Annotated in this window: 28 protein-coding genes and 1 pseudogene; 2 read left to right on the top strand and 27 right to left on the bottom strand. The window is 47.1% G+C overall.

The genetic code is table 11. The features are described 5' to 3' along the window. Nucleotides 1–78 (top strand): hypothetical protein (locus VP98_RS19295; protein ID WP_231584198.1); only part of this gene is annotated, 78 nt, incomplete at its 5' end. A 208-nt stretch (nucleotides 79–286) separates the two neighbouring features. On the opposite strand, the gene VP98_RS15175 is transcribed toward VP98_RS19295, so the two are convergent. From VP98_RS15175 to uxaC, 23 genes and pseudogenes are all read right to left on the bottom strand, one after another. Further along, nucleotides 287–910, bottom strand: a complete 624-nt coding sequence (locus tag VP98_RS15175) for a HoxN/HupN/NixA family nickel/cobalt transporter (RefSeq protein ID WP_046176256.1) — start codon at nucleotides 908–910, stop codon at nucleotides 287–289. Nucleotides 911–923: 13 nt separating this feature from the next. Continuing rightward, nucleotides 924–1739, bottom strand: coding sequence for an urease accessory protein UreD (locus tag VP98_RS15180; protein WP_046176257.1), 816 nt, complete (start codon nucleotides 1737–1739; stop codon nucleotides 924–926). Then, nucleotides 1736–2353 (bottom strand): urease accessory protein UreG, encoded by a 618-nt coding sequence (ureG, locus tag VP98_RS15185; protein ID WP_046176258.1) that lies wholly within the window; start codon nucleotides 2351–2353, stop codon nucleotides 1736–1738. Before ureG ends, VP98_RS15180 begins: the two co-directional genes overlap by 4 nt. A gap of 22 nt (nucleotides 2354–2375) precedes the next feature. Beyond that, on the bottom strand, nucleotides 2376–3062 hold the full coding sequence (locus VP98_RS15190) for an urease accessory protein UreF (protein WP_046176259.1): 687 nt from the start codon (nucleotides 3060–3062) through the stop codon (nucleotides 2376–2378). Next, the gene (gene ureE / locus VP98_RS15195) at nucleotides 3055–3501 is read right to left on the bottom strand and encodes an urease accessory protein UreE (RefSeq protein ID WP_046176260.1); all 447 of its coding nucleotides are present in this window, start codon (nucleotides 3499–3501) and stop codon (nucleotides 3055–3057) included. Before ureE ends, VP98_RS15190 begins: the two co-directional genes overlap by 8 nt. 12 nt (nucleotides 3502–3513) lie before the next feature. After that, nucleotides 3514–5223 carry an urease subunit alpha gene (gene ureC, locus VP98_RS15200; protein ID WP_046176261.1) on the bottom strand — a complete coding sequence of 570 codons (1710 nt, stop codon included), beginning with the start codon at nucleotides 5221–5223 and terminating at the stop codon, nucleotides 3514–3516. Then, complete coding sequence (locus tag VP98_RS15205) at nucleotides 5220–5543, bottom strand: urease subunit beta (RefSeq protein WP_046176262.1); 324 nt, start codon at nucleotides 5541–5543, stop codon at nucleotides 5220–5222. Before VP98_RS15205 ends, ureC begins: the two co-directional genes overlap by 4 nt. Nucleotides 5544–5559: 16 nt before the next feature. Continuing rightward, nucleotides 5560–5862 carry an urease subunit gamma gene (locus VP98_RS15210; RefSeq protein ID WP_046176263.1) on the bottom strand — a complete coding sequence of 101 codons (303 nt, stop codon included), beginning with the start codon at nucleotides 5860–5862 and terminating at the stop codon, nucleotides 5560–5562. A gap of 324 nt (nucleotides 5863–6186) precedes the next feature. Continuing rightward, complete coding sequence (gene urtE / locus VP98_RS15215; protein ID WP_046176264.1) at nucleotides 6187–6885, bottom strand: urea ABC transporter ATP-binding subunit UrtE; 699 nt, start codon at nucleotides 6883–6885, stop codon at nucleotides 6187–6189. Beyond that, nucleotides 6879–7631 (bottom strand): urea ABC transporter ATP-binding protein UrtD, encoded by a 753-nt coding sequence (urtD, locus tag VP98_RS15220; RefSeq protein ID WP_046176265.1) that lies wholly within the window; start codon nucleotides 7629–7631, stop codon nucleotides 6879–6881. Before urtD ends, urtE begins: the two co-directional genes overlap by 7 nt. Continuing rightward, complete coding sequence (urtC, locus tag VP98_RS15225) at nucleotides 7606–8670, bottom strand: urea ABC transporter permease subunit UrtC (protein ID WP_046176266.1); 1065 nt, start codon at nucleotides 8668–8670, stop codon at nucleotides 7606–7608. The genes urtD and urtC overlap by 26 nt, the downstream gene beginning before the upstream one ends. Nucleotides 8671–8681: 11 nt before the next feature. Beyond that, nucleotides 8682–9584 carry an urea ABC transporter permease subunit UrtB gene (urtB, locus tag VP98_RS15230; protein ID WP_046176267.1) on the bottom strand — a complete coding sequence of 301 codons (903 nt, stop codon included), beginning with the start codon at nucleotides 9582–9584 and terminating at the stop codon, nucleotides 8682–8684. 61 nt (nucleotides 9585–9645) lie between these two features. After that, complete coding sequence (gene urtA, locus VP98_RS15235; protein WP_046176268.1) at nucleotides 9646–10896, bottom strand: urea ABC transporter substrate-binding protein; 1251 nt, start codon at nucleotides 10894–10896, stop codon at nucleotides 9646–9648. Between the two features lie 328 nt (nucleotides 10897–11224). Continuing rightward, nucleotides 11225–11536 (bottom strand): iron-sulfur cluster biosynthesis family protein, encoded by a 312-nt coding sequence (locus VP98_RS15240; protein WP_046176269.1) that lies wholly within the window; start codon nucleotides 11534–11536, stop codon nucleotides 11225–11227. A gap of 75 nt (nucleotides 11537–11611) precedes the next feature. Beyond that, nucleotides 11612–11878: a phosphocarrier protein HPr gene (locus VP98_RS15245; protein WP_046176270.1), complete on the bottom strand. Its 267-nt coding sequence runs from the start codon at nucleotides 11876–11878 to the stop codon at nucleotides 11612–11614. Between the two features lie 71 nt (nucleotides 11879–11949). Beyond that, nucleotides 11950–12147, bottom strand: coding sequence for a phospho-sugar glycosidase domain-containing protein (locus VP98_RS18635; protein ID WP_082087951.1), 198 nt, complete (start codon nucleotides 12145–12147; stop codon nucleotides 11950–11952). Nucleotides 12148–12360: 213 nt separating this feature from the next. After that, nucleotides 12361–12474 (bottom strand): PTS transporter subunit EIIB, encoded by a 114-nt coding sequence (locus tag VP98_RS18640; protein ID WP_082087952.1) that lies wholly within the window; start codon nucleotides 12472–12474, stop codon nucleotides 12361–12363. A gap of 25 nt (nucleotides 12475–12499) precedes the next feature. After that, nucleotides 12500–13384, bottom strand: a pseudogene (gene murQ / locus VP98_RS15255) (N-acetylmuramic acid 6-phosphate etherase); the annotation flags it as partial. 202 nt (nucleotides 13385–13586) lie between these two features. Continuing rightward, nucleotides 13587–14441, bottom strand: a complete 855-nt coding sequence (locus VP98_RS15260) for a MurR/RpiR family transcriptional regulator (RefSeq protein ID WP_046176271.1) — start codon at nucleotides 14439–14441, stop codon at nucleotides 13587–13589. Between the two features lie 123 nt (nucleotides 14442–14564). Then, nucleotides 14565–15077, bottom strand: coding sequence for a DUF3231 family protein (locus VP98_RS15265; RefSeq protein WP_046176272.1), 513 nt, complete (start codon nucleotides 15075–15077; stop codon nucleotides 14565–14567). 117 nt (nucleotides 15078–15194) lie between these two features. Then, on the bottom strand, nucleotides 15195–16679 hold the full coding sequence (locus tag VP98_RS15270; protein WP_046176273.1) for a UxaA family hydrolase: 1485 nt from the start codon (nucleotides 16677–16679) through the stop codon (nucleotides 15195–15197). Continuing rightward, complete coding sequence (locus VP98_RS15275; protein ID WP_197076610.1) at nucleotides 16654–18114, bottom strand: tagaturonate reductase; 1461 nt, start codon at nucleotides 18112–18114, stop codon at nucleotides 16654–16656. Before VP98_RS15275 ends, VP98_RS15270 begins: the two co-directional genes overlap by 26 nt. Continuing rightward, complete coding sequence (uxaC, locus tag VP98_RS15280) at nucleotides 18083–19528, bottom strand: glucuronate isomerase (protein WP_046176354.1); 1446 nt, start codon at nucleotides 19526–19528, stop codon at nucleotides 18083–18085. Before uxaC ends, VP98_RS15275 begins: the two co-directional genes overlap by 32 nt. A 143-nt stretch (nucleotides 19529–19671) precedes the next feature. On the opposite strand from uxaC, the gene VP98_RS15285 reads away from it, so the two are divergent. Then, entirely contained in the window at nucleotides 19672–20655 is a 984-nt protein-coding gene (locus VP98_RS15285) for a LacI family DNA-binding transcriptional regulator (RefSeq protein WP_046176275.1), read from the top strand. Nucleotides 20656–21339: 684 nt separating this feature from the next. On the opposite strand, the gene bglB is transcribed toward VP98_RS15285, so the two are convergent. The 4 genes from bglB to VP98_RS15305 are packed head-to-tail and all read right to left on the bottom strand — an operon-like array spanning nucleotide 21340 to nucleotide 26466. Next, nucleotides 21340–22440: a beta-galactosidase BglB gene (bglB, locus tag VP98_RS15290; protein ID WP_231584197.1), complete on the bottom strand. Its 1101-nt coding sequence runs from the start codon at nucleotides 22438–22440 to the stop codon at nucleotides 21340–21342. Next, the gene (locus tag VP98_RS15295) at nucleotides 22412–23818 is read right to left on the bottom strand and encodes a family 4 glycosyl hydrolase (protein ID WP_046176276.1); all 1407 of its coding nucleotides are present in this window, start codon (nucleotides 23816–23818) and stop codon (nucleotides 22412–22414) included. The genes bglB and VP98_RS15295 overlap by 29 nt, the downstream gene beginning before the upstream one ends. Next, on the bottom strand, nucleotides 23808–25784 hold the full coding sequence (locus VP98_RS15300) for a beta-galactosidase (RefSeq protein WP_046176277.1): 1977 nt from the start codon (nucleotides 25782–25784) through the stop codon (nucleotides 23808–23810). Before VP98_RS15300 ends, VP98_RS15295 begins: the two co-directional genes overlap by 11 nt. Further along, nucleotides 25777–26466, bottom strand: a complete 690-nt coding sequence (locus tag VP98_RS15305; RefSeq protein WP_046176278.1) for a rhamnogalacturonan acetylesterase — start codon at nucleotides 26464–26466, stop codon at nucleotides 25777–25779. Before VP98_RS15305 ends, VP98_RS15300 begins: the two co-directional genes overlap by 8 nt. Nucleotides 26467–26486: the final 20 nt, after the last annotated feature.

Below are 26486 nucleotides of genomic sequence, written 5' to 3' on the forward strand. Positions count from 1 at the left end.
GTACTGGCTCGTGCGGTGAAGTGGCATTTAGAAGACCGCGTGATTGTTCACGAAAACAAAACGATTGTATTCCAATAAGAAAAAAAGCCGTTTCTTTCTAGAATGGCTTGAGAATGTAGACAAAGTTAGAAAGCAGGCTGATTGAAAACGTTTGTTCTTCCAGGAACGCCGCCGGCTGGGAAGCGGAGTGACCGTTTGGGGGTCATGAGCATTCACAGCCGGCAAGTGACGCCGAAAGCAAGCGTTTGTCAACAGCCTGAGACTGCCCTTTAAAGCAGCCTGCTTATCAGGAAATCAATCCTGAGCCTGTCTGTACCATATAATACAGACCGTATACAATACTGATGGCCGATGTCAGCCGAATAAAAAAAACAGGGAGCGACTTACGGGTGGAGACAAGAAACGGCAAGCCCAGCACTGCTGTAAACAGAAACATCCCTGCAACTGTTCCTGCCCCGAAAATAAGAATAAATTGAAACGCCTCTAAGCCGGTGTCAGCTGTTGATGCCGTCAGCAGTACCATAGCCGCACTTCCGGCAAGCCCGTGAATAACACCAATTGCAAATGACCTTTTATGAAAATGCTGCTGTTCTCTTTCTTTAAAGTCAGCCCTGGCTTTGCGAATTCCGTTTAGGCCCAAATAAACGAGCATCACGCCGACAAAAAACTCAAGCAGTGAAGCTACAGTTTCTGGAATATGGCGGCCAAGCGCCACGGCTGTCACTCCGATTACCAAAAGAGTTGCCGTATGTCCAAGTCCCCAGAATACACCGGCCAGCGAAGAGTGGGACCATTTTTTTGTCCGGCTTGCAATTGTAGAAACGGCAATGACGTGATCCGGTTCTGTTGCATGCTTGATGCCCAGTGTAAATCCGAGGAACAAAATCGATAGAAGTCCGCCCTGGATCATTTTTCTTCTCCCCTTAATACTTTCTTAACAGCACTGGCTTCTGATCAAGCTTGGCGCGCAGCCAATTGGTACACTTCAAAATGATCTCCTCGATAACATGGGAGGCATTGGCTAAAATCCGAATGGTGCATCCGCTGTTTTTCAATTCGGAAAATCCAATGCGGGCCTGATTATCGTATAGTTCCAGAAGCGGTCCCAGCTCTTCCTGCCAGTTTTGCCCAAGCTGTGGCGAGACAATAAACAGCGAACCGGCATGCGTGTAATTTTCCATCTGCATTAACGAAAACAAGCCATGCTCATCCGGCTTTAAAAAAAGATGATCATACGCCTGAAGAACACCCTGTTCATAAATTTTGAGCTTTGAGCGAATCCATTCGTATCGAAAAGGCCGGCCGCTTTCAGACCAGCCCGGCGTCATACTGTCACTGTAAAGCAGCGTGGCTCCTTTTTCCATGTGTATAATGGTTTCCTGCTGAAAACGTGCTCGTTCATAGGCAATCAGCGGGTCGGGCACATACATAAACGCGCTGCCCTGTGCGAGTGAAACATTCATCGATTGAAAAACCGGTGCGTTCGGTGTTTTGTAGACCTTCGCTGCTGACTGTGTGGTCAAAGTCATTTTGGCGCCCTGCTCAAGAACCACATCTGTATGGTAGCGGTCGCCGCCGACATAGCCGCCGCCGACATGCAGGCTGTAAACAGTCGGTTCACTTTCTTCAAAATAAATGGGCCGTGCCACTTTAAACGCTCCGTCAAAATACGTATCTGCCACGACCGTTTTATCGCCCCGGCAGACCGCTTTCATGCGCAGTGTGCCGGTTATGCTCATGCTTCGAGCCCCATCAGGAGCGCATTTTCTTTAATCCACTTTACTACGTCATCAAGCCCGGCTTCTTCTTTTAAGTTTGTGAAGAAAAACGGCTTGTCCGCCCCCCGTGATTTTTTGGTGTCTTCTGCCATGATATCCAGGTTGGCACCGACATAAGGCGCCAGATCGGTTTTGTTAATAATGAACAGATCTGACTTTATCATTCCCTGTCCGCCTTTACGCGGAATTTTTTCTCCCTGCGCGACATCAATAATATAGATTGAAAAGTCTACAAGCTCCGGGCTGAAGGTGGCTGCGAGATTATCCCCGCCGCTTTCTACAAAAATAATATCCAGGTCAGGATGTGCTTCGTTTAACTCATCAATGGCTGCAAAGTTCATGGATGCATCTTCGCGGATGGCTGTATGCGGGCATCCGCCTGTTTCCACACCGATAATCCGGTCCTGCGGCAGCACTCCGTTTTTCATTAAAAACTGCGCGTCTTCTTTTGTGTAAATGTCATTCGTTACAACAGCCATGCTGAATTCATTATTCATTGCACGCGTTACTTTTTCAACAAGCATTGTTTTGCCAGCGCCAACCGGGCCGCCGATGCCAATCCGTACTGGTTCCATTTTTTTCAGCTCCTTTTATAAGTTACGACATAAACAGCCGAACCGGCAGCTGCTCATGCCGCATCTGGGCAATTTCAAGGCCCGGCATATTCATGCCAAGCTCCTCTTCTGTCATCGTTTCTGTTCGTTCCGCAATCTCCTGAATCAACGGCTGAAGCGCCAGAAGAATCCGCTGTCCATCCGTTTGTCCAAGCGGAACCGCGCGAACCGCATTTTGGATAAGTGAATGAACGCCTGAAAAAAGGTGCGCGGCAATGGCATCCTTTTTGTCCGCCTGCAAATGGTGTGCCGCCAGTGCAAACACTATGGACGGGTGGCCGTTCACTTTTTTCTGGCGAATTTGTTTAACGTACGTGTCAATAAATGGACTTTTATATAAATCAGCACAAAGCTTTGCCATTCGTTCTCCAATCCGCCGCGTTCCTTCCCGCGTTTCTTTTGGCAGCGCCAGTGCGGAAAGCATATGGTCAAGCTCTCTTAAATGATCAAACCGGCCGCTTTCAATATCTTCATAGGCGAGCCGGCAGGCAAGTGCATCTGTATAAGCCATTTGGTTCGTCATATACATGCGCATGGCGGCCTCAAAGGTGGCCGAGTCATGGATGGCGCCTTCATAAATGTATGTCTCCAATCCGAAAGAATGCGAAAAAGCACCTGACGGAAAATTGGAATCACACAGCTGCATGAAGGACAGCATCGGATTAATCATGGCTGTGCCCGATATGGCGGAACGCTTTTTTTACCTGGCGCTCCTCACGGCGAAATGGGATTTCCAGCTTCTGGAGCAGCTCTTCTACTAAATAGTCATACTGTACAATCATTTCATCGCCTTCAAACTGGGCGGGCAGGTGGCGGTTTCCGAGCTGGTGGGCAATGTCTCCCATCTGCCCGATGGATTCCGGCATAATCGTCAGTACATCGTCTGCTAATACACTAATAACGATCATGTTTTTTTCATCACGGTATAAAATGTCCCCGTTTTGCAGATCTTTCGGCTCCCGCAGCCGGATGCCAAGCTCCCGGCCATGGTCTGTTTTGACCCGCTGAATCCGCTTGACCAGTTCATCACTCGCCAGAAAAACCCGTTCTGTATGCGGAGCGCGGATATTATCTGTTTCAACATTTCCAATTACTTTTTCAATAATCATGTTTTCCCCACCTTAAAATAAGAAATAGCGCTGTGCCATTGGAACGGTTTCCGCTGGCTCGCACGTAATCAGTTCGTCGTCTACTTTTACTTCATAGGTTTGCGGGTCCACGTTAATGTCCGGCGTTTCTCCGTTGTATTTCATATCGCTTTTTTGCAATGTGCGGATGCCGCTGACCGGGCGGATCATTTTCTCGAGCCCCAGCTTTTCAGGAACACCGCGCTCGATCGCCGCCCTGGACATAAATGTCATTGACGTCTGGTACAGCGCTTTGCCAAAGCTTGCAAACATCGGCCGGTACAATGCCGGCTGCGGTGTTGGAATGGAAGCATTCGGGTCTCCCATTACGCTGTGCGCGATCAGCCCGCCTTTTAAAACAAGCTCGGGCTTCACTCCAAAGAAAGCAGGCTCCCATAAAACCAGGTCGGCAAGCTTTCCTTTTTCAACCGAGCCGACGTATTCTGAAATTCCATGGGTAATGGCCGGGTTAATGGTGTATTTTGCTACATAGCGCTTTGCCCGAAAGTTGTCTCCTTCGCCTGATTCCTCTTTCATTTTTCCAAGCTGCTTTTTCATTTTATCCGCTGTCTGCCAGGTGCGCAGAATCACTTCGCCAATCCGGCCCATAGCCTGAGAGTCCGAGCTGATCATGCTGAACACACCCATATCATGCAAGATATCTTCTGCTGCAATCGTTTCTTTCCGGATTCGTGAATCGGCAAAAGCGATATCTTCCGGCACGGATGGATCAAGGTGATGGCAAACCATCAGCATATCCAGGTGCTCATCCAGTGTGTTGACGGTGTATGGCCGCGTCGGATTTGTCGAAGAAGGGAGGATGTTTGGATAGCCTGCCGCTTTAATAATATCCGGCGCGTGCCCCCCGCCTGCTCCTTCTGTATGATATGTATGAATGACCCGTCCGCCGATTGCCGCGATAGTATCTTCCACAAAGCCGCCTTCGTTTAACGTGTCTGTATGAATCGCCACCTGAATGTCATGCTTGTCGGCTGCTTTCAAAGCCGTGTCAATCGCCGCGGCCGTTGTGCCCCAGTCCTCATGGAGTTTTAAGCCAATGGCGCCTGCCTCAATCTGCTCTTCAAGCGGCTGGAGCCCCGACGCATTTCCTTTGCCAAGAAAGCCAATATTCATCGGAAACGCTTCTGCCGCTTCAAGCATGCGGAAAATATTCCATTCACCCGGTGTACAGGTTGTCGCGTTCGTACCGGTAGCCGGTCCCGTCCCGCCGCCAATCATTGTTGTAATACCCGAGGCGAGAGCTGTTTCAATTTGCTGCGGGCAAATAAAATGAATATGCGCATCAATGCCGCCTGCTGTGACGATTTTTCCTTCTGCCGCAATCACTTCCGTAGAAGCGCCGATGACAATATCTACATTGTCCATCAAAAGCGGGTTTCCGGCTTTTCCAATTGCCGCAATCATTCCATCCTTGATGCCGATATCCGCTTTATAGATGCCTGTATAATCCAGCACAATGGCATTTGTCAGCACAAGATCGGCGGCATCTGCACGTCCGGCAAGCGGATGCTGTCCCATGCCGTCCCGAATGACTTTTCCACCGCCGAATTTCACCTCGTCGCCATAGACGGTGTAATCTTTTTCAATTTCGATAAAAAGCTCTGTATCTGCCAGGCGGACACAGTCACCAGTTGTCGGCCCGAACATATCCGCATACTGGCGTCGTGGCATATGAAAGCTCATGCATCTTCCTCCTTATCAAGCGCACCGTTCACGCGGTTATTTAGCCCGTAGACATGGCGTGTTCCGGAAAATGATACAAGGCCAACCGGCTTTCCATCGCCTGGTTCAAAACGAACCGCTGTACCTGCCGGAATATTTAGCCGCATCCCGAATGACTGCTTCCGGTCAAATTCGAGCGATGCATTTACTTCAGCAAAGTGAAAATGAGATCCAACCTGTACGGGCCGGTCGCCTCTGTTTGTAACAAAAACCGTTACTTCTTTTTTTCCTTCGTTGCATACAACAGCACTGCTTTGCAGCCTGTATTCACCAGGTATCATCTTTGCTCCCCCTTGCTTATCGTATCGGATCATGAACGGTTACAAGCTTTGTACCGTCCGGGAATGTCGCTTCTACTTGAATGTCTTCAATCATTTCCGGGATGCCTTCCATCACATCATCCCTTGTTAAAATCGTCGTGCCGAACTGCATAAGTTCCGGAACCGATTTTCCGTCACGCGCTCCTTCCATTACTTCGTAAGTGATAAGCGCGATCGACTCTGGATAATTTAACTTGACGCCTCTGTTCTTACGCCGGCGTGCCAGGTCCGCCGCCACTACAATCATCAACTTTTCCTGCTCACGTGCTGTCAGCTTCACGAAAGACCCCTTCTTTCTTCTTAATTCACCACTCATGTTATATTTTATAACATCATTATAGCTGGTTTTATCCAAAAAAGGAATCAATCTTTTCTGAAAATTGTTTTTTCAATAAAAAAAGAAGGATTTTATCCTTCTTAGAGAGAGTGTAGACAAAGTTAGAAAGCAGGCTGATTGAAAACGTTTGGCTTTCTAGGAACGCGGCCGGCTGGGAAGCGGAGTGACCTTTTGGGGTCATGAGCATTCACAGACGGCAAGTGACGCCGAAAGCAAGCGTTTGTCAACAGCTTGAAAGAAGGATTTTATCCTTCTTACTTATTTCCCCTATACAACCAGATGTTTTTTCACCATGTCTTTGTGCACATTGTCCGTTATCCCTTCACTTACAATTGTTCCGTGATCCAGAATGTAATAGTAGTCCGCACAGGCAAAAGCGAGATCAAGGCTGTGCTCGACAAGAATGATGCCCATTTCCCCCGTTGAAGCAATGTCCACAATCACATCCTGTATCAGCTGCACAATCGATGGCTGAATGCCTTCCATCGGCTCATCCAAAAGAAGCATTTTCGGCCTGCCGACAATGGCTCTTGCAATTGCCAGCTGCTGCTGCTGACCGCCGCTTAAGTCACCGCCCTTGCGGTGCAGCATTTCACCTAAAACCGGAAACCACTCAAATATCTGGTCTGGCAGGCCCTTTCTTTCTTTACTTGGCAGTGCTTCAAGACCAAGCAAAAGATTTTCTTCCACTGTTAAAGAAGGAAATATTTCTCTTCCCTGCGGCACATACGCAATACCGCTTCTTGCCCGAAGCTCCGGCGCTTTTTTTTGAATTTTCTCTCCCATCCATTCGACCGATCCCGCAGCCGGTTTCAGGAGGCCGGCAATTGTCTTGATAAGGGTGGACTTGCCGACGCCATTGCGTCCAAGCAGTGCGGTTACTTTTCCTATCTCCGCTTGAATGGACACGTTATTTAACACCATGCTTTCATCGTATCCGGCCCGGATTGATTCCACTGTCAGCATGCGCTTTCTCTCCTTCCGAGGTATACTTCCGCCACCTGCTCATTCTGCTGGATTTCGGCCATTGTTCCCTCACAAAGCACCCTGCCTTCATGCATAACGGTTACCTGCTTTGAAAAATTCCGAACAAATTCCATATCATGCTCTACAATTAAGACCGAGCAATTTTGCGAAATTTCATGAATAAGCTCTCCAGTTTTATACCGCTCTGTTTCACTCATTCCGGCAATCGGCTCATCAAGAAGCAAAATCTCCGGCTCCTGCATCAGCTGCATGCCAATTTCAAGCCACTGCTTTTGTCCATGGGCAAGCATTCCCGCCTGCTGATGCCGCTGATGCGCCAGCCCAATGCGGCCGAGCATGGCCTCCATTTTTTCTTTGTCTTCTTTTATTAATCTGGCGCGCATTACTGCCCAGAGGCTGCGTTTTTGTTTAAGTGAAAGCTCCAGGTTTTCCCACACAGTCAAATTGGCGAAAATAGAAGGAGCCTGAAACTTGCGGGTAATGCCCAGATGCACAATTTGATGCTCCTGCAGCCTGCGGATATTTTCCGTTTCCCGGTATACTACTTCACCATCGCTTGCTTTTGTTTTTCCGCAAATCACATCAAGCAGTGTTGTTTTTCCGGCTCCATTCGGCCCAATTAAAAAGCGGACTTCCTGCGGATAAACCGTTAAATCGACTCCTTGAAGAGCTTGAAACCCGTTAAACGAAACTTTCACATCACGACACGACAGAATCGGCTGCATCGGCAGTTCCTCCTTTTTGCCTGGATTTCTTTCTGCTTTTTTTCCATGACTCTATTGCTCCTACAAGACCGTTTGGCAAAAACATTACTACAATAATAAATAGAAGACCCAGGAAGATTGACCATATGTCAGGATACGACTCACTAAAAAAGCTTTTGGCACTGTTAACGATAACAGCTCCTAAAATAGCGCCTATCAATGAATGCCGGCCGCCGACTGCTACCCATAGCACCATTTCAATCGACGGAATAATTCCCATCATAGCCGGGGAAATAAGTCCGACCTGAAGAACAAACAATGTTCCGGCCAGTCCAGCCAGTGCCGCAGACAGGCTGTAAACAAACACTTTATAAGACGTTGGGTTAAACCCTAAAAAGCGCACCCTGTTTTCTCCATCCCGCACTGCTGACAATACCCGTCCTGCCCGGCTTTTCGTCAGAGCAGCGGCAAGCGCGAAGGAAGCGCCCAGAATCAAAACGGTAATCAAGTAAAGGGCGATCTGCACAAGCGGAGAGGCAAGTGAAAATCCGAGAAATGTCGTGAAGTTCGTCAGGCCGTTTGTGCCGCCGGTCCAATCCTGTTTTGCTACAAAAAGCGTCACAAACACAACGACCACAGCCTGGCTGATCAATGAAAAATAAACGCCCTTAATTCGGTTTTTAAATGTTAAAAACCCGAGCACTGCTGCAAGCAGTGCGGGAACAAGCAAAGAGGCACCAAGCGCGAAAGCGGGATTAGCAAATGGCCGCCAAAATGCGGGGATTCCTGTTACGCCGCTCCATTCCATAAAGTCCGGAAGACCTCCGCCCGCTGCTTCAAGCTTTAAATACATCGCTGTACAATAAGCGCCGAGACCGAAATAAACACCGTGCCCGAGGCTTAAAATGCCGGTGTATCCCCAGATAAGGCAGATGCCGAGTGCCACAAGGGCAAAACATAAAAACTTACCCAGGAGCGCCAGGCGGAATTCAGTTAAATAAAGAGGGCCTAAAAACAGCGCGATAAAAAAAAGCCAATAGCCCAGTTTTTTCTTATCCATTTTGTTCCCTCCTATTCCAATGACCGCGTGCGTGCTGACAGCAGCCCGGCCGGTTTAAATTGTAAAAAGGCAATAATCGCCGCAAACACGATAACCTTCGCCATAGAAGCACCCGTCCAGAACTCGGCCACTGTTCCAAGCATGCCGATACTCAGCGCACCAAACACGGTGCCGACGAGGCTTCCGATTCCGCCTAAAATAACGATCATAAATGCATCTACAATATAGTACATACCAATGGTTGAGCCGATGGGTCCCAGAATGGTCAGTGCACATCCGGCGATTCCGGCAAGTCCCGAGCCGATGGCAAACGCCGCCGCATCTACTTTTTTGGTTGAAACCCCCAGGCTTGACGCCATGCTGCGGTTCAAAGTAACTGCACGCATTTTCCGGCCTGCTGCCGTTTTATCAAGGTATAAGTAAAGAGCAATCATGCAAACGGCAGCAAGCGCGATAATAAATAAACGCTTATAAGGAAAAACTGCTCCTGCGATTGTTAATCCGCCGTCAAGCCAGGACGGCGCCGTAACCGCCACATTTGGCGCACCGAAGATAGAACGTGCCGCCTGCTGTAAAATCAAGCTGACTCCCCATGTGGCCAGCAGGCTGTCAAGCGGCCGGTGATACAAAAAACGAATAAGTGTTTTTTCAAGAATAAAGCCAAGCAGGGCACCAATTAAAAATGAGAGCGGAATTGCAGCGATATAATAATAATCAAACAGCGCCGCCGGAACATAATGTGAAAATGCCTGCTGAACCACATATGTTGTATACGCGCCGGCCATAATGAACTCGCCGTGAGCCATATTGATCACATTCATCAGGCCAAATGTAATTGCCAGTCCAAGGGCAATTAAAAGCAAAATAGATCCAAGACTAATCCCGTTAAACAGCTGCGTGAAAACGACTGCCATGCAGTTCACTCCTTTTTTAAAAAACAAATAAGGGAGAAGTCCCCTCCCTTATTTGCAGCGATTAATTTAATCCTTCCGCCCATGGGTACGTTTCTAAGTATGGATCTGGCTTGACAGGCTCTCCGGAGTTCCACACTTCTTTAAACTGGCCGTCCGCTTGAATTTCACCAATACGGGCGGTTTTGTACGTATGCTGGTTGTCTCCATCAATCGTGACTGTTCCACCCGGCGCTTTAAATTCAATGCCGCCCGCTGCTGCTTTTACTGCGTCAACTTCAAAAGACCCGGCTTTTTCAACAGCTGCCGCCCACAGGTAAACGGCGTTGTAGGCTGCTTCAATTGGATCCCCGGTTACGCGGTCATCTCCATACGCTTCTTTGTAAGACGCAACAAACTTTTCATTTTCCGGCGTGTCGGTTGTTTGGAAATAATTCCACGCCGCATAATGGCCCGTTAAAATATCTGTGCCAATGCCGCGAATTTCTTCCTCGGCAATACTAACAGAAAGAACTGTAATATCATCCGCTGTAATTCCTGCATCCTTCAGCTGCTTAAAAAATGCAACATTGCTGTCGCCATTGAGCGTGTTATAGATAACTTCCGGTTTTTTCTCTTTGATTTTACTGATCAGCGTGCTGTAATCAGTGTGGCCAAGCGGTGTATATTCCTCGCCTGCGAGTGTGCCGCCTTCCGCCTCAAGCTGCGCTTTAATTTCTTTATTCGCTGTGCGCGGGAATACATAGTCAGAACCAATCAAGAAAAAGGATTTTCCTTTGTTTTCAAGAAGCCATGTTACAGACGGTACAATTTGCTGGTTTGTGGTGGCTCCTGTGTAGAAAATATTCGGCGATGATTCCATTCCTTCGTACTGAACCGGATACCAGAGCAGGCCGTTATTCTGTTCAAATACCGGCAGCATTGCTTTTCGGCTCGCAGAGGTCCAGCCCCCAAAAACAGCTGCTGCCTCGTCTTTTTGAAGAAGCTTTTTCGCTTTTTCTGCAAATGTCGGCCAGTCCGAGGCACCATCTTCTACGATTGGCTCAATCTGCTTGCCAAGAACACCGCCGTCTGCATTAATCTCTTCGATTGCCATCAATTCTGCATCACGCAGCGATACTTCACTGATTGCCATCGTTCCGCTTAATGAATGCAGAACACCGACTTTAACCGTGTCTCCTCCTGTATCGGCAGCTGGCTTTTCTTCTCCTTCATTTAAAGCACTTGATGCCGCACAGCCGCTTAGTGCAAGTGCGGCAGCTGAAACGGCTGCGATGATTGTTTGTCTGCCCCAAAACTTTTTTATCCCTGTCATATAAACACCCCTTCAAAATGATTGACGGCCATTGCAGCGAGAACCGCATTCAACCGAATTGGCCTCTGCTTTCGAAGCAATCTTTTTATCCGCGCGAAATAATGATAATTTTTCAAATATTTATCACGGTATGTAAGAAGACCTTACTAAAAAAGAATTTCTCTCTTCCCTCCTTTTAAAATGAAGCTTTTCAAGATAAAAAACATGAAAAAAACGGATAATACCAAAAAATATCTAACAATATATTCGTACTTTTCTGCTTGTTTGTATGGATTTTTGTCACATAATCTGACAAACAAAAAAAAGACCTTCAAAGGTGAAGGTCTTCTCAGGCTCTTTCCAGTTTCAAGTTATAACGGTATGTTTCTTCGGCCGAGGTCAGCTTGTAGCCCATTGCTGGATTGAAGTCGAGTGAAATATGTTCATGTAAATTGTTCTGGCTTTCTTTTGAGATGATCAGCGGAATTCCTTCCACAACAAATAAATCATCGTCTTCTTTTTTTCGGTCAATTTTCAAATGATATTCGGAAGCAATAGAACAGCTGCCGATAAAAATCGACTCGATCCGTACGCCCTCATTTTCCTGATAGTCGTATTTTTTTAATTCCGCAGCCGCGGCGGGCTTAAGTTCAATATTCATTGTTATCACCTCACTGTTCTTTTCCCCAAACCGTATAAAAAAAATCACCGAACTTTGTCCGGTGATTTCTCGATATTACTCGCCAAGTCCTTGAGACTTGATTGTTTCAGCTACGCCTTCAATTGCCTGGTCTTCATCGGAGCCGGAAGCCGTTACTTTGATAGACGCGCCTTTTGGAATACCAAGAGACATAACGCCCATGATTGATTTTAAGTTCACTGTTTTGCCATTATACTCAAGGTTTACATCTGAGCTGAATTTTGAAGCAGTTTGAACAAGCACTGTAGCCGGACGTGCATGGATACCTGTTTCATCAGTAATTGTAAATGTTTTTTCTGCCATGGTATGAAAGCTCCTTTATCATTAAAATTAGACATCGTCCTTATTATAAAATAAAGCACACGCAAATACTACTATAGTTCTCCATCCCATTCAATTAAAAAAGACTGCCCTGGCCCAATATGCGTCAAAAGCGGTACATCTTCTTCCCCCACATGGAGCATAACGTATACTTTCTCGTCAGCCGGCAGGCCGCGAAGGATAATTTGCAGCTCACCCGCACAGCGCAAATAGCACTCATTATCGACCGTTATGGTTCCGTTCTTCCGTATGCAAGGGCACTGGCGGCATTCCGTTCATTTTTCTTAATTCGACAGAACGGATGCAGTCACGGGCCGTATCCAGGCGATTCGTCTGAATTCCTTTATAGCGGGAAATATCTGTACCAGCAGAATTCACCCTTACTAAAATATACCCTTCCTTGTAAAAAGAAAACTATTTCATTGCTTTACACAACAGGTCCGGGTCTCCAGCAAATACCTTTATCACCCGGGACAAACCGGCCGCAGCCTGGTCATACAGTATGTAATGGAACGGATATTTTCTTTTTCACCGGCATGCTCCAGGATGCTGACTGCCATTCGCTTTTCTTTGTTCATGCCGGTTCACTCCGCCCTGGTAAAATGCGCTCCTTACAATCCCGCTTGATTGCTCAAGCTTTTTCTCTGCTGTTGACAAATCGCACTGCAGAAGTGCCATGGCAATCGCTTTTTTTACATGCCCATTTGCTGTTTGATAATACTGTTCGGCTGCTGCCGGATCAATTTCCGCCGCTTGAGCAATAATTCTTTTAGAACGTTCAATCAGTTTTTCATTCGACTGCTGCACATCGGCCAGTAGATTTTTATACACTTTTCCAATACCAATCATCGATGCGGTAGAGATCATATTTAAGATCATTTTTTGTGCAGTCCTTGCTTTTAAGGGGGTCGTTCCGGTTAATACTTCTGGCCCTGCATCCACTTCAATGGCCAGGTCCGCAAAACGGCTCATAACTGCCCGCTTGTTACAGGAAATGCCGGCGGTCATTGCGCCGTGCCGCTTCGCGTACTTCAATCCGGTTATAACATAAGGTGTGCGGCCGCTTGCTGAAATTCCAATGATCATATCCCTCGGGCCGATTTCCAGCCGGCTTAAGTCTGCTTTTGCGAGCAGTTCGTTGTCTCCCGTGCCTTCTACAACTGAAAAAACGGCTTTTTGGCCTCCTGCAATCATGCCTTTAACCATTTCAGACGGCGCACCAAATTTCGGTATGCATTCTGCTGCATCAAGCACCCCGAGGCGTCCGCTTGTTCCCGCTCCAATGTAAATAAGCCGGCCTTTTTGCCGGAATGTATTCACTGCTGCAATGACTACTTTTCTAATCGCAGAAAGCTCCTGCTTTACCGCTTCTGCCACCCTGGCATCTTCCGCATTCATAACGGCTAAAAATTCAGCAGCCGGCTTATTGTCCAGCTGCATAGTGGCGCAATTTCTCGATTCGGTTATTAGATTGCTTGTATTCAGCATCTTTCTCACTCTTTCTTCTCAGATCAGTTTACTGAAGCCTGAATATACCCGCAGCGGCACCAGAATTTTATACAACTGCCAGGAAATTAGGAAATAAACCTTTGACCCTTTCATTATAATACGCCTGCGAAATAAAAAAACAATTTTTTTATTGGATTAAATGAAATAAAGTTTCTTTTCCGCATACAAAAAAACAGGCCGATTACCTTTTTAACCGGTCTGCCGTTTCGCCTGCCTTCTTGCAGGGCTCTTCTAAAGACAAACCAATTCGATGGAAAACAGCTACATAAAGCGCATCAATCATATTCATCTGAACCATTTTAGAAGCAATACTGCCAATACGGTTTTCATGCTCCACCATCGGGGTGCCGAGTACAATGTCCGCTTCTTTGTACAGCGGAGATTTGCCGACATTAGTGATGGCTATTACTGTTGCTCCTCTTACCTGCGCGAATCGGGCAAGCTCCAATACGTCTTTTGTTTTGCCAGACGTACTAATGCCAACAAATACATCGCCTTTTTTTAAATGGGCGGCAACGGAAAGCATAAAATGAAAATCCGGCGTCATTGTTGTACGGAAGCCAAGCTTTGCAAACTTATAATGTCCATCAGCTGCCGCCGCTCCTGAACCGCCTACTCCGTAGAACAGTATCGAGTCAGCTTCCAAAAAAACATCAATCGCCTTATCTAACTCGCGCCGGTCCAGGGCTGAAACTGCTGCTTCAAGTGCTCCGCGGTTTACATGAGTCACTTTATTAAATAACTCGTACGGCGAATCTTTTGACTGGAGCAGTGAAAAATCATTTACGTCAATAGAGGTATTTGACAGCTCTTTTACAAGCATCAGCTTAAAAGATTTATAGCTTCCAATTCCGATGGTTTTGCAAAATCGAATCACTGTCGCTTCGCTTGCACCTGCTTTTTCGGATAAATCCTTCGTTGTCATATTTGGAACGAGATGGGCATTATTCAAAATAAAGGAGGCCACTTTCCGCTCAGCCTCACTCATTTCGCTTTTTTGCCGGTCTATTTTTTTTAAAATTGTTGCGTCACTCATGCTGCTCCTCCCGCCTCTGTCCCTTTTATCTTATCTGAGGAGTCTAAAAAGCGTCAATCGCCAAAGAGGCCTGGTTGAAAAGACTGAAAAAGCAGGACTGCTTTTCTGCAGTCCTGCCCAATTTTATTCATTTCCCTGGTTTGTTGTATGAAGCGGCGGTACGACAAGCCAGCCTTTTTCTTTTAATAATTTTAAATTGCTTAAGCCAATTTTGGCTTTCGCAGCATGAAACTGTCCAAATAAAGCAGCGACATCTTCACGAATACACTGCGCCATGGCCTGGCTGTGAGCGACCAGCCCCATTCCTATATCTTTTGACAAAGCGGAAGCAATCTCAGGGTCCTGAAAGCGGGCGCCTGCCGGAATTTCATCAAGGCTCGCTTTTGGCCTTTCAGGCGGCGCCGGCGGAATCGCAATGCCATTTTCTCTTAAGATTTCATCAAGCCCTTCAATTTCCGCTTGTCCAAGCGAGATAGCTTCCTCGATCAGATTTTTTAAATCCTTGTCTCCCGCGTGATTTAAAAGCGTACTGTATGCTGCTGCCATGGCTTTGGCTGCAAGAGACGCCGCCCAGACAGCTGACACTTCACCATAATGAAGCGGTTCATCCTTTGGATTTCCACTTAAAATACCCATCTTTTCCCTCCATAGAAAATAAATTTTGTGCGCTTACCTGCACAAGAGTAGTATTTTTAAATGGAGGGAATCCTATTCAGAAAGTTCAGCTTCGCCGTTTTTTAAAGCAGTATCGGATCAAAGCGTTACACCGGTTTTAAAAATAGCGAGCTCGCGGAAATTGTTTTTCTCATTGTTCACCCATTCTCCGCTTGCAACACGGATAATATACTGAATAAAGTCTTCAAGCACCAGATCTTCTGATATGTCTTCGATCAGGGCACCGGCATTGTAATCGATCCAATGCCGTTTTTTTTCGTATAGCGGTGTATTCGTGGCAATTTTAACAGTCGGAACAAATGACCCGAATGGTGTACCCCGTCCGGTTGTAAAAAGCACCATCTGGCAGCCTGCCGCAGCAAGTGCGGAAGACGCGACAAGATCATTACCGGGGGCACTCAGCAAATTGAGCCCTGGCTTCTTCAGGGTCCCGCCGTACGGCAGCACATCCACAATTGTCGATGTTCCCGCTTTCTGCGTACAGCCGAGCGACTTGTCTTCCAGGGTGGTAATTCCGCCGTCTTTATTGCCGGGAGACGGGTTCTCGTAAACCGGCTGTTGATGATCCATAAAATACTGTTTAAATTCATTAATCAGCCGGACAATTTTTTGGAACACTTCTTCATTTTCGGCACGCTCCATCAAAATGGTTTCAGCACCAAACATTTCCGGCACTTCCGTCAGCACAGTAGTCCCGCCCTGCGCAGTTAAAAAGTCCGAGAACCGGCCGAGCAGCGGATTAGCCGTTATACCTGAAAACCCATCCGATCCGCCGCATTTTAAACCAATTTTCAGCTTAGAAAGCGGCACATCCTCACGTTTGTCATACTTTGCTGCTTCATAAATCTCATGCAGGCACTGAACTCCGGCTTCAACCTCGTTTTCTACATCCTGAGAAAGCAAAAAGCGGACACGGCTTTTATCATAGTCACCGAGTGAATCCCGCAGTTCATAAATATTGTTATTCTCACAGCCAAGCCCCAGTACAAGCACTCCTCCCGCATTCGGGTGGTTGATCGCATCGGCTAAAATCTGCTTTGTTTGATCATGGTCATCACCAAGCTGGGAGCATCCGTAATTATGCTTTAAAACAAGCACATTTTCAAAAGGGGCAATGTCTCCGCCCCGTTCATTTTTAAACTGCTGGATCATTAAATCGGCGATGCCGTTTACGCAGCCAACGGTCGGCACAATCCAGAGTTCATTACGGATGCCGGCATCTCCATTGGCACGCTTGAAGCCTTTGAACGTTACATTCTTCTTTTTGTATCGGTTTTCATTTAATTTTTGGGTAAATGAATATGATTGAATGTCGCTCAAGTTTGTTTTCACATTATGGGTATGAACTACACTTCCCTGCTTAATCAATGTGGTTGCATGGCCGATTGGAAACCCATATTTAACAACGTTGTTATTCTCCGGTATATCGACAAGTGCAATTTTATGTCCTCTGCCCACTTTTTCCAAAAGCTCAATTCCCGGCTGAATTTGCGTGCCCTTCTCCAGGTCCCGCAGCGCGACTGCCACATTGTCACCCCTATTGATGATCAGCGTATCTTTCATGGACGCCACCTACTTTGCTTAACGTTTCCATTACACCATTCTGTTCAATGGCTGCTGTAAAATCAAACACAGACTCTGTCAAACCTCGGATATCATTTAAATTTTGATCCCAGAGCGCTTCATACCCAAGTACATTCTCAACCATCTGCCGGAGCGACTTCTCTGTTCCATCATACTCTCTCCACTGCTCTCGAAAAAAAATAACAATATGCGCTTCATCCGTTTCGCTTTCCTTGTAAACGTGAATCCAGGCGGCAAGCGCAAGTGCGATCCGTTCCGGCACTTCACCGAATTTCTCGACATGCTTAACTAAAACGGGCACATTTCTTGTTTTAAACTTCGGCATTGCATTTAAAGCAATGCTTTTTACATAGTGATGAATAAACGGGTTGGCAAACCGGCTCAACACCTCGTTCGCAAAGGAAACCGCTGCTTCCTCCGGCAGGCCGCTTGCCGGGATGATTTCTTTAAAAATAAGGTCTTCTACAAATGCTTTTGTTTCATGCTTCGTGACGGTTTCTCTGACGGTGCCAATGCCGGCCAGCAGCGCCACCGGTGTCAGCGCGGTGTGAGCCCCATTTAAAATGTACACTTTGCTCAGCCGGTATGAAGCCAGGTCATTGACAACTTTCACATTTAGTCCTGCCAGATGCGTTGGAAGTTCTTCTTTAAGCCATTCCGGCCCTTCAATTGCCCACAGGTGATAGTGCTCGCCCGCCACCATGAGTTCATCCCTATATCCAAGCTCTTTTTCCAGTTCTTCCGCTTCATCTTTCGGATAACCGGGGACAATCCGGTCTACAAGACTGTTGCAGAATGTGTTCGCTTTTTCTATCCATTCACTAAATGCGGTATCCAGCTCCCATGCTTTTGCATAGCGAAGAATGATTTCTTTTAAAGCCTCGCCATTTTGCTCGATTAATTCACACGGGATAATGATAAGCCCCTTTTCTTTATTTCCATTAAAATGAACAAAGCGTTCGTACAATAAGGCCGTTAATTTCCCCGGAAAACTGTTTTGCGGCCGGCTGTCAAGCCGGTCCTGCTCATCAAACACAATTCCGGTTTCTGTGGTATTGGAAACTACAAAGCGCAAATCCGGGCTTTTTGCAATGGCCATGTATTCATCATATTGGTCGTGTACGTTTATTGCCCGGCTGATCGACTCAACCACTTCATGGCGGCGAACCGGACGGCCTTCCAGCATCCCCTGCGAGAAAAGAGTATACAACCCGTTCTGCCGGTTAATCGCGTCAGCCGCCCCGCGTTTTGTAGACTGCACAACAACAACGCTTCCGCTAAAGCCGGCCTCCTTATTCATCCGATGAATCATCCAGTCGGTAAATGCGCGCAGAAAATTGCCCGTTCCAAATTGAAGCACTTTTTCTGGATAGGCCTGCTGCTTATTGTGCGCTATTCGGTTTAGCTGCTGCAAGAACGCCGCCTCCTTCTTCCTGAAGTCCAAAATCAAAGTAAGCAGCTGCATTCTCGTAGCAAATTCCTTTGACAATCCCGCCAAGCAGGTCCATATCATTTGGCACTTCACCCTGCTCCACCCATGAGCCAATCAGGTCACAAACAAGGCGCCTGAAGTATTCATGCCGTGTGTAGGATAAAAAGCTGCGTGAATCTGTCAGCATGCCGATAAACTGGCTGAAAAGCCCGAGATTTGCCAGCGCTTTCATTTGATCAAGCATGCCGTCTTTTTGGTCGTTAAACCACCAGGCTGTTCCAAACTGGATTTTGCCCGGCACGCCGCCGCCCTGAAAGCTCCCTGTTACGCTTGCAATTGTATAGTTGTCTTTCGGATTTAATGAATACAAAACCGTTTTCGGCAAATTCCCCGCATGATTAAGGGCATCCAGCAGGCCGACAAGCGGTTTGGCAAGCGGCTCGTCGTTCATGCTGTCATAGCCTGTATCAGGGCCAAGACGTTCAAACATATATTTATTGTTGTTCCGGTGCGCATGCATATGATACTGCATCACCCAGCCGCGCTTTGCATATTGCTCACCGAGAAATGTCAATGTGAATGTTTTATATTTCGCTTCTTCCTCAAGAGATACACGTTCACCTTTTAATGCTTTTGCAAAAATACCGGCTGCTTCTTCTTTTGTTGTTTCTGCAAACATAACTTGATCAAGCGCATGATCTGAAACACGGCCGCCTGTTTCATGGAAAAAGTCGATTCTTGATTCAAGTGCACCTAAAAATGAATCATAGCTGTCGATTGTTATCTGTGCCGCTTCTGCCAGCTTCCCAACCCACCCGGCAAAGCCGCTGCGGTTGATTTCAAGTCCTTTATCCGGACGGAATCCCGGCACGACTTTCACTTCAAAATCGCCTTCCTGAAGAAGTTTTTGATGGTACCCCAATGAATCTGCAGGGTCATCCGTTGTGCAGACTACCTTTACATTCGAATTTTGGATTAAGTCCCGCGCCCCCATCTGACCGCTTGTCAGCTGTTCATTTACTTTTTCCCAGATGGCCGGCGCACTTTCTTCATTTAAAATCTCTTTTACTCCAAAGAATCGCTGCAGCTCTAAATGCGTCCAGTTATAAAGCGGATTGCCGATCGTCATTGGAACCGTTTTGGCCCAGGCCAGAAACTTTTCATAATCATCGGCATTCCCTGTAATATAGGCCTCCTCTATCCCGTTTGCTCTCATTAAACGCCATTTGTAATGATCTCCATACAGCCATGCTTCGGTTATATTCGCAAACTGCTTGTTTTCATAAATTTCCTTCGGGCTTAAATGGCAGTGATAATCAATGATCGGCATGTCTTTCGCGTATTCCTCATATAATGTAACCGCTGTCTTATTTGTCAATAAAAACTGGCCATCCATGAATGCTTTCACTTGTTCTGCCTCCTTTTTCTTAATAACAACGTTGTTATTATAATAATTGATATGGTTAAATAATGCAATATTTTATTGATAACAACGTTTTTTTATTGTACCATGAAGAAAAAATACAATAGGTGATTTGAATGGCCGTTACAATAAAAGATATCGCAAAAGCCGCAGGTGTCAGTTATTCCACTGTTTCAAAAGCATTAAATGACAGCCCGCTCGTCCAGCCGAAAACAAAGGAAAAAATTCATCTGGTCGCGCGTGAAATGGGGTACGAACCGAATTTTGCTGCCAAGCAGCTGGTCACAAAACAATCGAAGACAATTGGGTTAATATGGCCGACCCTTGAGCGGGCCGCTCACTCAACACTTGTTACCCAGTTAAACAATGAAATTAAAAAAAGAGGCTTTTCCATGATTCTATCGGTCAGCCCGGTTGAATCTTCCCTGGACTTATTCAAACGATTCCACGTAGACGGGGCCATCGTTTTTGACGAAGAAAACAGTTCTCCTTCTCTGACTGCTCCCTTTCCGGTTGTTTCCTATGGCGCCGGGCAGAGCAGCGGTTTTTCATTTATTAATGTAAATTATCAGCAGGCAATGTTCCTCGCGGTTGAGTATTTGCAGAAGCTTGGCCATCAGCTTATTTCGTTTATCGGCGACTTTTCCCCTGTTGATTCCCGGCAGCAGGAAAAGTATCTGGGCTTTCAAAAGGCAATGAACCATTTTAACCTGCCGATCCGCCAGCAGTCTTTTATTAATTCGGCTGGATTAGAATGGTTCGACGGCTACCAGGCGACGAAGCGGATGCTGCAGGGACCCTCGCGGCCAACCGCGGTAATTGGCGCAAGCTATGATATCAGTGCCGGTATTATCCGGGCGGTCCGGGAAACCGATTTGATTATCCCAAAGGATATTTCTATCATTGGCTATGATAATATTCCCCAAATGGCCACACTCGAAGTGCCGCTGACCAGCGTCGGCGTTCCGGTTGAACTAATTGCCGGACAGATTGTCGGCCTGCTTTTTGAACAATTGGGAACGTCTCCTTTTGATCAGCTGACCAGAAGGCTGGAACCTGTTTTAGCCGAACGAAACTCCTGCGCGCATGCAAATATTTAATTGAGAAGGAGCTGTTCTTTTGAACAGCTCCTTCTGGACTGTCGACAAACTATATAAGTTGAATGAAGCTTTTCACATGGCGGTTTGCTGTCCTGTAAGAATTTTTTTTAAAACAGCATAATGGGCTGGCGGCTTCGCCCGTTCCGTTTCAAAAAAAAAGGATATACATGAACGAGAAAGCTCTCTTTCTTTTGAACAGAGAAAAAACCAATCCTGTTGTTTTTCCTCCCCACAAAGACGGCAGGCGCGGGGCGCAGACTTCTATGGGACCAGCGGGCAGCTAAGAGACGAGCTCAGCGCCTGCCCCATAGAACGCGCACTCACCCGGGTCAAGCTCTGTTCTCGTACGCTTTTTCTGAGAAACAATAGGTAAAATCATTTGTTCAATTATGAAGTGAATGACATTGTCTACAAGCTGAAAGAGGCTGGGACAAAAGTATTTTAGCCAAATAAAAACCCGAACTATCAAGCGGAATTCTAATTTAGAGTTTCGCAATAGTTTGGGTTTTTATTTAATATCGCTTCATTAAACTAAAGGTTCTTCGGCTTTAAGAATGGTCAATTTAGTTATGGCCCAGCCTCTTCTTTGTGTTTAAACTGCGGCGTGATTCTGCAGCCGGGCGGTTTTTTCTTAGGAGGTATTGGGCCTCTATGCGTGTTAATCACGCCCGCTTCCTTCGCTTCTTACAATTTTACATATAGATATTCTACTAAACATAAAATCGCCATCGACTGGCCATATGGCATGGCCGTAACCGGAATTTGCTTGTAAAACTCAAGCGTTTCGCCCATAGCGGTGCCGGCAGACACATGCTGCAGCGCGCCGGTTTCATCAATGTTTTCAATAACAGCTTCGACCGCTTTTAAGCCCATTTCTTTATACTTTTTCCCGACATACCGCTTACGGACGGCTTTTAATGTGCCAAAACCGAAGCCGGCTGTACAGGAAGCCTCCACGTATGAAGTCGGATCAAGCAGCAGTGTGTGCCAGAGCCCGTTTTCATTCTGGCACGTCTGCAAGGCTTCCAGCTGCCGTTCCAGTGTGTCAATCAGCACCTGGCGGACCGGATCATTAGCCGGAAGCTCGACCAGGTCAAGGAATTCCGGAATCGCGATCGTAATCCAGGAGTTGCCGCGTCCCCATAGCGCTTCCGCGAAGTTATGATTTCCTTCAAACGTCCAGCCGTGGAACCAGAGGCCGGTTTTTTTATCAAATAAGTACTTGATGTGCACAAGAAATTGCTTTTTCGCTTCTTCCACATATTCGGGCTTGTCCAGCAGCAGGCCAATTTTTGTCAGCGGAAGCACACTCATCATCAGTGTATCATCCCAGAGCTGCTGGTTGTTTTCCGAACCGAAGACAACATGCTGAATGCCGCCGTCTTTTGTCCGCGGCATATCATGATACAGCCAGTCACCCCATGACTCCAGATACGGCAGGTATGTTGGGTTTCCTGTTTCTTCATACAAATAAGCCATCGTTAACAGCTGCACCATTGTGTTCACGTTTTTCTCAACAGGCTGCTCTTTAAACTGATCCTCAAACCACTTGACGACAATATCAAGAACATGCTGCTTTTTTGTCAGCTTATAATATTTCATCATGCCGTACAGGCCAACGCCTGCCGTCCATTCCCAGTAGTTAAAGCTCTTGTTATCAATCTTCCGGCCATCCGCAAGCGGAATCGCGTATTTACCGTCCGGATCGTTTAAATTTACCAGATTATCAATAAGCAGCTCAATGGTTTGTTCAATGTCATGACGATGCGTATGCGTTGCGATCACGAACAAAACCTCCTCCAACATGTGATTTTGTATTCTCAATCATTTCCTCAAATAACGCTTCCGCCTGCTCCAGCCCAATTGGTGCAACAAGTGGATCATTCACAAAAGCATTAAAAGCCAGCTGTCTGTTTTCTTCAAAAGCTGCTTTCAAAACGGCTTCCTGGTTTGCCACGTGACGGCTGATCATTCCCTGCAAATCAACCGGAAGGCTGCCGGCCAAAACAGGCTGTACACTGTTGAAGCGAAGAACCGCATTGGTTTCTACGACTGCGCCATGCGGCAAGTTCGCAATCTGCCCGTTGTTTGGCATATTCACATTCGTCACCAGCTCTTCAAGACCGAGAAGAGCGGCAATAATAGCTACTCCTTCTTCTCCCGATGGTGCAAGCTCGAAATTCTCTTCCCCGGCTGCCACTTTTTGATTCCGCTCAACTTTCATTTGTTGATCTTTAACACGAAAGTCAACCGGTGTTAAATGAAACTTCCACTCTTTTACTTTTTCCGGGCTTTCCAAATAAACGGGCGGCATAAATTCTGCCAGATGGCGGTCACCGGCTGCGGCAATTAAGCCATAGCGGTTAAACAGGTCAAATTTCACCCGGTTCGCCGATGAAAATACGCTGTTCACCCAGCTGCCCGGCTCCTTTTCGTAGCCCGTTTCTGCATACTTTTGTACGAATTCTTTATAAAGCGGCATCAGGTCGATATTTTGATAGCTGGCCCGGTCAATCCAGGTGAAGTGATTAATGCCGAGCACATTTACATGAATGTCCTGCCGGCGTTCAACTGCTCTTCCTGTCATTTCTTGCACCATGTCAGCGAGCAGGTGCTGCACTTCAAACACTTCGTGGCAGCAGCCAAATGCTTTTATTTCAGGAAAGACTTCATATAGTGTTCGGGTGCATAACGTCATTGGATTTGTATAGTTAATCACCCACGCATCGGGAGCATATGCTTTAATATTTTGGGCGATCTCTTTGTAAATCGGAATGGTCCGCAAAGCGCGAATCATTCCGCCCGGGCCCACTGTATCCCCAACGGACTGGTAAATGCCATACTTCTCGGGGGCATGAACATCTGAAGCCATTTCATCGAATGAGCCTGGCAAAATCGAGATAATAACAAAGTCCGCATCGGCCAGTGCTTCTTTTATGTCACCGGTTGCTTCGTATTTCCATTTGCCAGCAGCTTCTGGGCGTTCTGATACGCGGTTGCCGATTTCCGCATTTTTTCGGGCCGCTTCTGGATGAATATCGTATAACGAGACCATGCCGCTTATTCGCGGCTCAAGTGCCAGATCGTTCATTAGCCGCTTTGCCCAGCCCTGTGAACCGCCTCCTATGTAAGCAATTTTCACATTCTCGACTTTATGATTCATGCAAAACACCTTCTTTTTTGAATTCGATGACTTTATATTCGTACGGCTCAAACGTTATCGTTCCTTCTGAGGGAACTGTGACCCTGCCGCCTTTTCCGTCCATATTGACGACCACCCAGAAAGTCTGCCCGTCTTCTGTTTCGCGCGGTGCTGCAATCGTGCCAGGGGATACGTCTGTTTTAACAGTCACTCCCGCTTCACTGGCATAGTGGCGAATGATCTGCGCCATCAATTCTTTTCCTTCTTCACCTCTTGGCAGAGATCCAAGCATGATGACTTTGCCTTTGCCCGCTTTATACTCGGTTAAAAAGGCTTTGCCCGATGTTACGCCTTTTGTGACGGTGCCCACTGCCTCTGCTCCCTCCGGCTCAAAAACCGCGCTCCATAATCCAAGCGGCGCTTCCTTGCCAAACGCTTCGCCTGCTGTTGTTTTCTCATCCATGGGGAATGTAAATAATGTTTTGACGCCGGCCCATTGCTCCAGTTTTCCCAGAGCCCGATCCGTGTGAATGGTATGCTCCTTTGTCCGCCCGCCTGTCATCGGGCCGGCAATCCAAATGCCGCCGGCTTCCACAAAGGCTTTCGCTTTTTCCAAATAGTCGTCTGACGTGTAGGGAAGAAGCGGTGTAAACAGCAGTTTATAACCCGTGAGGTCCCCTCCTTCAGGCAATACATCACGATGAAAACCTTCTGTTACAAAGACGTTATACAGCTCAGTCATCAAGTCTTTATAATGAATACCGTTATGAGGCTCAGTCAGATGGTACATACGGGCGCGGTCGGAATACGTAATGGCGATGTCGGCTTGAACCGGTTTGGTCCGAAGCATGATCGGCTCAAGTTCTTTTCGAATTTCTTCGACCTGCAATACATTCCGGTAGCCGACAGACGGCTCGCCCCAGGCACTGATGACCGCACTGTGCGGCTGCTCAGAACCAGAGCGCTGCTGGCGCCACAGCCAGTAGCAGAACCCCTGGCCGCCGAGTGCGTAAGCGGCCACAGCTTCTGCCTGCAGGTAGCCATTCGCATGCGGATTCGCGTAACTTTCAAGTGATGCTGCGTAGGACGTACTCGTTTCCATTACCCAGTAAGGCGTGTTTTTCTTTAATCCCCGCCATACATCGCAGTTTAATAGGTATGATTCCATTTTTTCCTGCGGGGTGTACGTATCGAAGGAGGCGAAATCCAAATGCTGAAACAGCCGTTCATTATCGACAGAAAAAAAGAGTGTACTGTTATGCGTAATAGGTGCATCCGAATACTGCCGAATAATTTCGGCCTGCTCATCTGCAAACTCGGCGATTTTTTCTGATGAAAAAATCCGGTACATCGTCTGCAGAGATGAATGATGAAGAAAAGGTGTCGCAACCGGCTGAGGAATTTGTTCAAATGACTGATAATACTCACTCCAAATGTGCGTGCCCCATTCTTCATTTAACTGCTCAATTGTTCCGTAACGTGCCCGCAGCCAGTCATGCCACAATGTTTTGCATGTGCCGCACATGCATTCCGCAATATGGCACTTAAACTCATTATCCAGCTGCCAGGCAATCAGGCCCGGCAGCCGTCCTGCTTCTTTCGCCAGCTCTGCCGTAATAAGAGCTGACTTTTCCCGAAAATACGCATTATTTGTACAGGCGTGCTGCCTTGAGCCGTGGCTCATGACACGCCCTTCCTGATCAATATGCATACGTTCCGGATGGCCGTGCGAAAACCAGATCGGAGGTGTTGGTGTTGGCGTGCAGAGGACGGTTTCAATTCCGTTTTCATATAGCCGGGTAATCATGTTTTTGAAAAAGCTGACGTCGATTTCCCCTTCTTCCGGCTCCATTTTCGACCAGGCAAATTCACCGATGCGGACAACGTTAATGCCCGTTTTTTTCATTAATTCGATATCTTCAGCAATCGTTTTTTCATCCCATAATTCCGGGTAAAAGCAAGCACCATGATACAGCTTTTCAGCCATTGGGAATGGCCTCCTTTATATATGCCTTCAGCGGCAAATTCAACTCTTTAATTCCTTCTGCAACAAGCGCCGCGACTTTACGTGCACCCGTCTCGCAAAAGTGGGTATTGTCTTGAATGCCCTCGGGGTAATTATCATTTTCACCCGGCTCAAACCAGGTGAACAGTTCTTTGGAGCGTTCAGGTCCGTATGCCTCGTACAGTTCCTTTGTTTTCACCCACATATCAATAAGCGGCACATCTTTTTCATCGGCCAGCCTGCGCATGGAATCCGGATAATCACCGAGCGAATTTTGAATTGACCCATCTTCCCCAAACGTACGGCGCTGCACAGATGTTAAGAGCACCGGCAGCGCTCCTCTTTCCCTGGCTCCGTCGATGTACTGGGCCAGGGAATGAGGGTATGTGGTCCATGGCTCCGTTCCATAGTCCTTTTGATCGTTATGGCCGAATTGAATAAACAAATAATCTCCCGCTCCAATGGTTTCCCAAATTTCTTCAAGCAGCCCTTCTTCAATAAAGCTATTAGAGCTGCGGCCGCCTTTAGCGGCATTAACAACCTTAGCTTTATCAGTGAAAAACTCGGCTGCCACCTGGCCCCACCCCGCCATTGGAGCTTCATGGGGCGGGCAACTGGCTGCGGTAGAATCGCCGGCAATAAATAAACAAATCTGTTTTTCCATCTGGCCGCTCCTTTTTGTTT

Source organism: Domibacillus indicus (assembly GCF_000970685.1).
GTDB lineage: Bacteria > Bacillota > Bacilli > Bacillales > Domibacillaceae > Domibacillus > Domibacillus indicus.

Coding starts and splice junctions, on each gene's coding strand:
- VP98_RS15270 (WP_046176273.1), bottom strand. CDS start 16,679: ATGAAAGATACGCTGATCATCAATAGGGGTGACAATGTGGCAGTCGCG.
- VP98_RS15190 (WP_046176259.1), bottom strand. CDS start 3,062: ATGATTAATCCGATGCTGTCCTTCATGCAGCTGTGTGATTCCAATTTT.
- VP98_RS15300 (WP_046176277.1), bottom strand. CDS start 25,784: ATGGCTGAAAAGCTGTATCATGGTGCTTGCTTTTACCCGGAATTATGG.
- VP98_RS15245 (WP_046176270.1), bottom strand. CDS start 11,878: ATGGCAGAAAAAACATTTACAATTACTGATGAAACAGGTATCCATGCA.
- ureC (WP_046176261.1), bottom strand. CDS start 5,223: ATGAGCTTTCATATGCCACGACGCCAGTATGCGGATATGTTCGGGCCG.
- VP98_RS15265 (WP_046176272.1), bottom strand. CDS start 15,077: ATGGGTATTTTAAGTGGAAATCCAAAGGATGAACCGCTTCATTATGGT.
- urtC (WP_046176266.1), bottom strand. CDS start 8,670: ATGGATAAGAAAAAACTGGGCTATTGGCTTTTTTTTATCGCGCTGTTT.
- VP98_RS15260 (WP_046176271.1), bottom strand. CDS start 14,441: ATGAGTGACGCAACAATTTTAAAAAAAATAGACCGGCAAAAAAGCGAA.
- urtD (WP_046176265.1), bottom strand. CDS start 7,631: ATGCAGCCGATTCTGTCGTGTCGTGATGTGAAAGTTTCGTTTAACGGG.
- VP98_RS15285 (WP_046176275.1), top strand. CDS start 19,672: ATGGCCGTTACAATAAAAGATATCGCAAAAGCCGCAGGTGTCAGTTAT.
- VP98_RS15240 (WP_046176269.1), bottom strand. CDS start 11,536: ATGAATATTGAACTTAAGCCCGCCGCGGCTGCGGAATTAAAAAAATAC.
- ureG (WP_046176258.1), bottom strand. CDS start 2,353: ATGGAACCAGTACGGATTGGCATCGGCGGCCCGGTTGGCGCTGGCAAA.
- uxaC (WP_046176354.1), bottom strand. CDS start 19,528: ATGGATGGCCAGTTTTTATTGACAAATAAGACAGCGGTTACATTATAT.
- VP98_RS15180 (WP_046176257.1), bottom strand. CDS start 1,739: ATGAGCATAACCGGCACACTGCGCATGAAAGCGGTCTGCCGGGGCGAT.
- urtB (WP_046176267.1), bottom strand. CDS start 9,584: ATGGCAGTCGTTTTCACGCAGCTGTTTAACGGGATTAGTCTTGGATCT.
- VP98_RS15295 (WP_046176276.1), bottom strand. CDS start 23,818: ATGAATCATAAAGTCGAGAATGTGAAAATTGCTTACATAGGAGGCGGT.
- urtA (WP_046176268.1), bottom strand. CDS start 10,896: ATGACAGGGATAAAAAAGTTTTGGGGCAGACAAACAATCATCGCAGCC.
- VP98_RS15205 (WP_046176262.1), bottom strand. CDS start 5,543: ATGATACCTGGTGAATACAGGCTGCAAAGCAGTGCTGTTGTATGCAAC.
- VP98_RS15175 (WP_046176256.1), bottom strand. CDS start 910: ATGATCCAGGGCGGACTTCTATCGATTTTGTTCCTCGGATTTACACTG.
- ureE (WP_046176260.1), bottom strand. CDS start 3,501: ATGATTATTGAAAAAGTAATTGGAAATGTTGAAACAGATAATATCCGC.
- urtE (WP_046176264.1), bottom strand. CDS start 6,885: ATGCTGACAGTGGAATCAATCCGGGCCGGATACGATGAAAGCATGGTG.
- VP98_RS18640 (WP_082087952.1), bottom strand. CDS start 12,474: ATGAACAAAGAAAAGCGAATGGCAGTCAGCATCCTGGAGCATGCCGGT.
- VP98_RS15305 (WP_046176278.1), bottom strand. CDS start 26,466: ATGGAAAAACAGATTTGTTTATTTATTGCCGGCGATTCTACCGCAGCC.